This is a genomic window from Coleofasciculus sp. C1-SOL-03 (assembly GCF_040220555.1).
Lineage (GTDB): Bacteria > Cyanobacteriota > Cyanobacteriia > Cyanobacteriales > Coleofasciculaceae > Coleofasciculus.
On sequence record NZ_JAVJUO010000197.1, the window covers coordinates 45683 to 52610 of the forward strand.

Below are 6928 nucleotides of genomic sequence, written 5' to 3' on the forward strand. Positions count from 1 at the left end.
CTCTACTCGTAGACTCCATCTTCCTAACTATCGTGTCTCTGTCAGCATATCCATTCCATTACAGAATAGCTTTGGCTTTTGAGACAATCCTTCCTTCCTATTGCTTGCGGATGACTTCCTACTTGGTTATCGACCAACACCCAAGAGCGAATAAAGAAGGTTACTTCGTTCCCAGTATTCGTTATTGCGTCAGACTTAGATTCTTACTATGTGCCGAGTTACTATAGGGGCTTGTTTCTACCTACGGGACTGTAGAAACCTATATTTCACTGTGTCCTTTTGGACGTAGCTTATCAGCCTTATTTCGCTACTTCAGGATGACGGCACTTAAAACGTGAGTTCCTTGCGTAATCATATCTGACTATGCTAGGAGGGATTCCAGTTTGGGCTACCAGTTACCTCCATTTAACCCATGCGCCGCAGAGTATAGGTTGTCATGCTATACCCTGTGGGTTATGCTGTCCTCTGAAGCCTTCAGAGGGAGAGAATTGGATTAATCCTCACTCTCACGAATTACTGAGTTGTCAAGGTTCAATTGAGAAGATTAAGGCACTTCTCCTGATTCCTTGCCTCTAATCCCCCATGAAATCATGGTTTCTAGAGAACGAATCGCACCCCGCAAGCCCTGCGGTACTAATTGATTCTATACCTCGGTTTCTGATTACCTGACCACTGGCTACATCCCTATCAGTTTGGTAGCCGCAGTGAGGGCAATCATGTACCCTGATACTCAGGTCTTTTTTGACTTCACCCTTGCATTTAGGACACTCCTGGGAAGTGCCTCTGGCATCAACAACAGCAAAGAATTTGCCCCGTTTCCAACATACATATTGGGTGATGGTGCGGAATTGACCAAATCCTCCATCAAGCATTTGCTTACCCAACATCCCTTTGGCGCTAATTCTGTAGTCCAGATCTTCCATGAAAACCATATCCCCAACATCACAAAGGGCATGGGCTTGTTTGAAATGAAAGTCTTTTCTGATGTTGTTAATGTGGTGGTGAAGTCGGGCAACCTTGATCCGTTGCTTCTCATAGTTACTTGACCGCTTCTGCTTCTTAGACAGCCTACGTTGCAGTAATCTCAACTTGCTCTGTAGTGTCTTAAAAAACCTAGGCGGGTCAACAACAACGCCATCACTGGTAGCCAAAAACTTCTCTAGCCCTATATCTACACCAATCGGGTGTCCATGAGGCTTAGGGTCAGGGACATTAACATTACATTGAATATTGATAGATGCATACCACCGATCAGCCTTCCTTATAATCCGCACCTGCTTAACCATAAAACCAGGTGGAATAGGGCGGTGCAGATTGATTGGAATTACCCCAAGTTTGGGTAGTTTCAGGTGAAAATTCGTTACTGGGTTTTCCTTAAACTGAGGGAACAGTAGCGATTTAAATTGCCCAATTTTCTTAAACCTAGGGAAACCAAACCCACGGGATTTGAAGTAATCCCAGGCTTTATGTAGTTGCTTAATCACTTGTTGTAGAACTTGGGAAGGAACTTCCTTCAGTTTTGGGAATTCCTTCTTAGCCTTGGGCAAGTTATTAAGCTGATTGATTTCATTGGGAAATGGGGCATCCACTGGGGTGATATACTCACGCACCAAGGAACACCTATCAGCCAAACATTTACGGCTATTGCACCAATCTTTTATTTCCCCCAATACGTAGTTGTAGGCACGGCGGCAAGTTTCCATCCACTCAATTAACCGTTGTTCTTGAGTGGCATCTGGATAGATTCGGTAGCAATAGTTAAATGTTAGCATTTTCCTATTATATGGCGTTTATTAGGAAGTTTTCAAGTGCTAATTTGGGGGAGTCCATGTATCCCAACGCCAAATCAAAGATTATGACGTGGGTATTATTGCTCCCCCAAACCCCCACAGCATGATAAGCATTTTTAAAGCATCAAAACCTTGAGCTATAGGGTGGGTACTGCCCACTCTATCTCCCCCCTCTTACAGGATACTGACTTAAGTCTGGTGGGCAATGCCCACCCTACGGTATGTCAAAGGTTTCGGCGATTCCCTAATGTTTATTTCAGTGCCATTCTCCTTAGGGTTGCCGATACAATTCGGGCATGGGTTCTTTCTCAATCCGATAGATTTTAAAGCCCCGTTTAATACAATTATCCAGGGCGTAGGGGCTATCCAAATTGCTGGTATGAATCCAGAGGCGTTGGGTTCCTTTGTTCCAAGCGTAAGCAATCCCATGGCTGAGTAAATGCTTCCCTAACCCCCGTCCTAAATAGTTTTCGCGCAACCCAAAATAGACAATTTCCGTCGAGTAGAACCGACCCGATGGTCCCTCGCGACGCTTGACCAACTCAATGTATCCAGCGGGCGCACCATTGACATAGAGGACGTGAATACTGGTTTCAGAGGCAGTGAGAATCTCTTGCAGTTCTTCATCCGAGTAGGATAAGCGATCGCGCCAACGCCAAGGCTTGCCCACGGTACTGTACAGAAACCGATAGAAGGCAACATCAGGCGTATCCATACACATCATTTTTATCCCATCCGGGTAGTTGAGATACGCCGGACGGAATTGAGTTGGATCGGTCATCTGGAGATAGGTGATCACCAGAGTATCCGGAACAGGTGTTATGGAAGGAGATTTCAAAGACACCGGAAGTTGAGTGCTGTTGGAACATGTTGCCGCCTGAGAAACCGATACAGCCATCGCGATTCACAATCTGCTTAACTATTCATTAACGTTAACGTTGGGCGATTTGACCGATGGGGCAGCCGTTTATGACTTACACTGTATTCTACGGTGGAATGATTAAGGATTGCTTCTGCTGTTTGGTGTCGAGGTCACATTTCCATACCCACTTGATATCACTATCGGGAAACGGCAGTATGAGATACTGATGCTGTCCGTTCGGACAACGGGAGTTTGCCCATCTCTGACTCTCTACACCCCAACTTACCCCAATTTTACGTCTATTTTTCTTTCAGTGTAATATTAAACCAGATAAAGTTGCATCTGATTAAGAATTTAGCAGCAGATTATTTTTTTTTAAGTATATACAAATACATTCTCCCTGAACACCATCCCTGTTTTCGCCTAAAGTCCATGGGATTGGCTGGAATTGAGGCAATTGCCGTCAAATCCGGATTGAACTTTAGGCGGTTATTTTGTGATCTGCAACGCCCAATGACAGTTTATTGATCACTGGATATTGTTGATATCGATCACTGCTTACTGAGTCTCATAAATATAGTCCTGCAATGCTTTCACATCTAAAGGCTGAGACTTCAATGAACGAATTGCCCCAGCAGTTGCCTTCGCACCCGCAATCGTGGTAATAATTGGGATTTTGTACGCCAGTGCGGTACGCCGAATTAACCGACCATCGGCTTGGGCATCTTCTCCGGTTGGGGTATTAATAATCAACTGAATCTGCTTATTTTTAATCGCATCCAAGACATGGGGACGCCCTTGGTGCAGTTTCAGGATTAAATCGACCTGCAACCCCTGTTCCTTCAGGGCTTGGCGGGTTCCTTCGGTGGCAATCACATTAAAGCCCAAGTCCATCAAGTCTCGCACCACGGGGACAACATTGGCTTTATCCCGGTTATTGGTGGAGACAAAAACGGTACCCGACAGGGGTAAACGCTGACCCGCCGCTAATTCTGCCTTAGCAAATGCCTTACCAAAGTCCGTATCAATCCCCATCACTTCCCCTGTAGACCGCATTTCTGGTCCGAGGATCAGATCAGTACCAGGGAATTTATCAAAGGGCAAGACGGCTTCTTTAACCGCAATGTGCTGGAGTTGCGGTTCGCGGGTTAAACCCAGGGCGTCTAGGGTTTCTCCTGCCATAATCCGGGACGCCAAAGCCGCTAGAGGGACACCAGTGGCTTTGGAGACATAAGGAACAGTACGCGACGCCCTGGGATTGGCTTCCAGGATGTACACGGTTTCCCCTTGCACCGCAAACTGGATATTCATCAAGCCGATGACTTTCAGCTTTGTCGCTAATTGATGGGTACTGGTGCGAATCGTTTCCATTGCCGTGGGATTCAGGGAAATAAACGGAACCGAACAGGCTGAGTCCCCGGAGTGAATCCCTGCTTGTTCGATATGCTCCATAATGCCACCAATTACCACCCGACCCCTATGATCCGCGATCGCATCCACATCCACCTCAATCGCGTTTTCCAAGAACTTATCAATTAGAATCGGGTGTTCCGGTTCCACTTGCACCGCAAAGGTCATATACCGTTCCAACTCCAGGTCAGAATAGACAATTTCCATTGCCCGTCCACCGAGGACATAGGAGGGACGCACTACCACCGGGTAACCGATGCGCTTGGCAATGTCCAACGCCTCCTCATAACTGCGGGCGATGCCGTTGGGAGGCTGTTTGATATCCAGTTGGCGCAGGATTTGTTCAAAGCGTTCCCGATCTTCGGCAATATCAATGGAGTCGGGAGACGTTCCCCAGATTTTGGTGGGAACGGAGGTGGGGATTTCGGGATTGTTGAGAAACTCTTGCAGGGGAACGGCGAGTTTTAATGGGGTTTGACCGCCAAACTGGATGATAATCCCTTCGGGTTTCTCGGTTTCAATGATATTGAGAACGTCTTCTTTCGTCAGGGGTTCAAAGTAAAGGCGATCGCTGGTGTCGTAGTCTGTGGAAACGGTTTCCGGGTTGGAGTTGACCATAATCGTCTCAAACCCTTCTTTGGCGAGGGAATAAGCCGCATGACAGCAACAGTAGTCAAACTCAATTCCCTGTCCAATCCGGTTGGGTCCCCCACCGAGAATCATCACCTTGCGCTTATCAGAGGGGATAATTTCGGTTTCTTCTTCGTAGGTGGAATAGTAATAGGGGGTCAATGCTTCAAATTCGGCGGCGCAGGTATCCACGACTTTGTAAACGGCAACAACCCCCAGTTGCTTGCGATACGTCCGCACTTCATCTTCCGTTGTCTTGGTGGCGAAGGCAATTTGGCGATCGCTATAGCCTTGACGCTTTATATACCAAAGCTCATCTTTTGTCAAGTTTTTTAAGGGAGTGCGCTTGAGGAATTTTTCAGTTTCGAGTAAATCGGCAAACTTATCTAGAAACCAAGGATCAATCCCCGTGAGTTCATAAATTTCTTCGACAGTCATCCCCAACTGTAAAGCGTGACGTAGGGTAAAAATGCGGTCAGGGTTGGGTGTCCGTAAGCCAGACCGCACTTGTTCTAAGGAGGGGAGTTTCTCGGCGCGATCGCATCCCCACCCGTAGCGTCCGATTTCCAGAGAACGCAGGGCTTTTTGGCAGGATTCTTGGAACGTGCGCCCAATTGCCATGGCTTCCCCCACGGACTTCATCTGGGTGGTGAGTACGGGTTGGGCGTTGGGGAATTTTTCAAAGGTAAACCGGGGAATTTTGGTCACCACATAATCGATCGTGGGTTCAAAGGAGGCGGGGGTTTTCTGAGTAATGTCGTTGGGAATCTCATCCAAGGTATACCCTACCGCCAACTTCGCTGCAAATTTAGCGATCGGGAACCCGGTAGCTTTGGAGGCGAGGGCAGAACTCCGGGAGACACGGGGGTTCATTTCGATGACAATCACGTCCCCAGACACGGGATTGATGGCAAACTGAATATTTGATCCCCCGGTTTCCACGCCAATCTCCCGGATAATTTGAATCGAGTAATCCCGGAGTCGCTGATATTCCTTATCGGTGAGGGTTTGGGCGGGGGCGACGGTAATCGAGTCCCCCGTGTGGACGCCCATAGGGTCAAGGTTCTCGATGGAACAGATAATGACAACGTTATCGGCGAGATCCCGCATCACCTCTAACTCATATTCTTTCCATCCCAGGAGGGACTGTTCCACGATGATTTGAGACACGGGGGAGGCGTCTAACCCAGCTTGCGCCATTTCTTCGTATTCTTCCTGGTTATAGGCAATACCACCGCCTGTTCCGCCTAATGTATAAGCTGGGCGAATAATTAGGGGGTAGGTGCCAATGCGTTGGGCAAGGGCTTTGGCTTCATCCAGGGTACTGGCGATTCCTGAAGGACAAACTTGGATACCGATACGCCCCATGGCTTCTTTGAAAAGCTGGCGGTCTTCTGCCATTTCGATGGCATCGAGTTTAGCCCCAATCAGATCAACGCCGTATTTATCCAGAACCCCGTTTTTCGCCAGAGTTACGGCAACATTCAAACCCGTCTGACCCCCCATCGTCGGCAATAGGGCGTCTGGTCGTTCATTGGCAATCACCTTCTCCACAATTTCCGGAGTCAGGGGTTCAATGTAGGTGCGGTCTGCGGTTTCTGGGTCGGTCATGATTGTGGCTGGATTGGAGTTAACCAGTATCACTTGATAGCCTTCCTGCTGGAGGGCTTTACACGCCTGAGTGCCAGAGTAGTCAAACTCACAGGCTTGTCCGATAACAATGGGACCAGAACCCAAGATCAGGATTTTGTGAAGATCGTCGCGGCGAGGCATAAGTGTCGGTGATTGCGTGACTATTCTTGAATCCTGTTTATTTTATATGGTTTGAGGGAAATTCGTCGCGGCAGTTATGTTGGGGTTTGATGACTTAGGGGATTGTGGAACACAGATTTCTCTGATTGATTGGCAGGTTAGGGGTGGGGAGGTGGACTGTTGGTCGCACTGATTGCACTGAGGCGTTAATAGAGAGGGGACACAGGATTAAAGTTAGTCTTGTTATCCGATGGAGTGCAGCCAAGGCGCGATCGCACTCTTGAATATCTGATCGGCTGATCATATTGACACAGAGAACTTAATAATTTCCCGACAAGTCTTACATCTTCTGGCTATTGAGGACTAACGCCTCCGTGAAATCAGTGTGACTAACCTCTAACTCCCCACCCAAAACGTTTCTATAAATCCGTGAAATCAGTGTTGCGATCGCTCTTACATTTTTACCCATTTATACGACAGAGGC

At 47.7% G+C, this 6928-nt stretch carries 3 protein-coding genes; all 3 read right to left on the reverse strand.

Annotation, left to right across the window (positions count from 1 at the left end; all coding sequences use genetic code 11):
- Positions 1-572: 572 nt before the first annotated feature.
- Entirely contained in the window at positions 573-1772 is a 1200-nt protein-coding gene (locus RIE73_RS30725; RefSeq protein WP_446404783.1) for an RNA-guided endonuclease InsQ/TnpB family protein, read from the reverse strand.
- A 289-nt stretch (positions 1773-2061) separates the two neighbouring features.
- A complete protein-coding gene (locus tag RIE73_RS30730) occupies positions 2062-2688 on the reverse strand; it encodes a GNAT family N-acetyltransferase (protein WP_446404784.1) in 627 nt (208 codons plus the stop codon).
- 522 nt (positions 2689-3210) lie between these two features.
- Positions 3211-6465, reverse strand: a complete 3255-nt coding sequence (carB, locus tag RIE73_RS30735; protein ID WP_446404785.1) for a carbamoyl-phosphate synthase large subunit — start codon at positions 6463-6465, stop codon at positions 3211-3213.
- Positions 6466-6928: the final 463 nt, after the last annotated feature.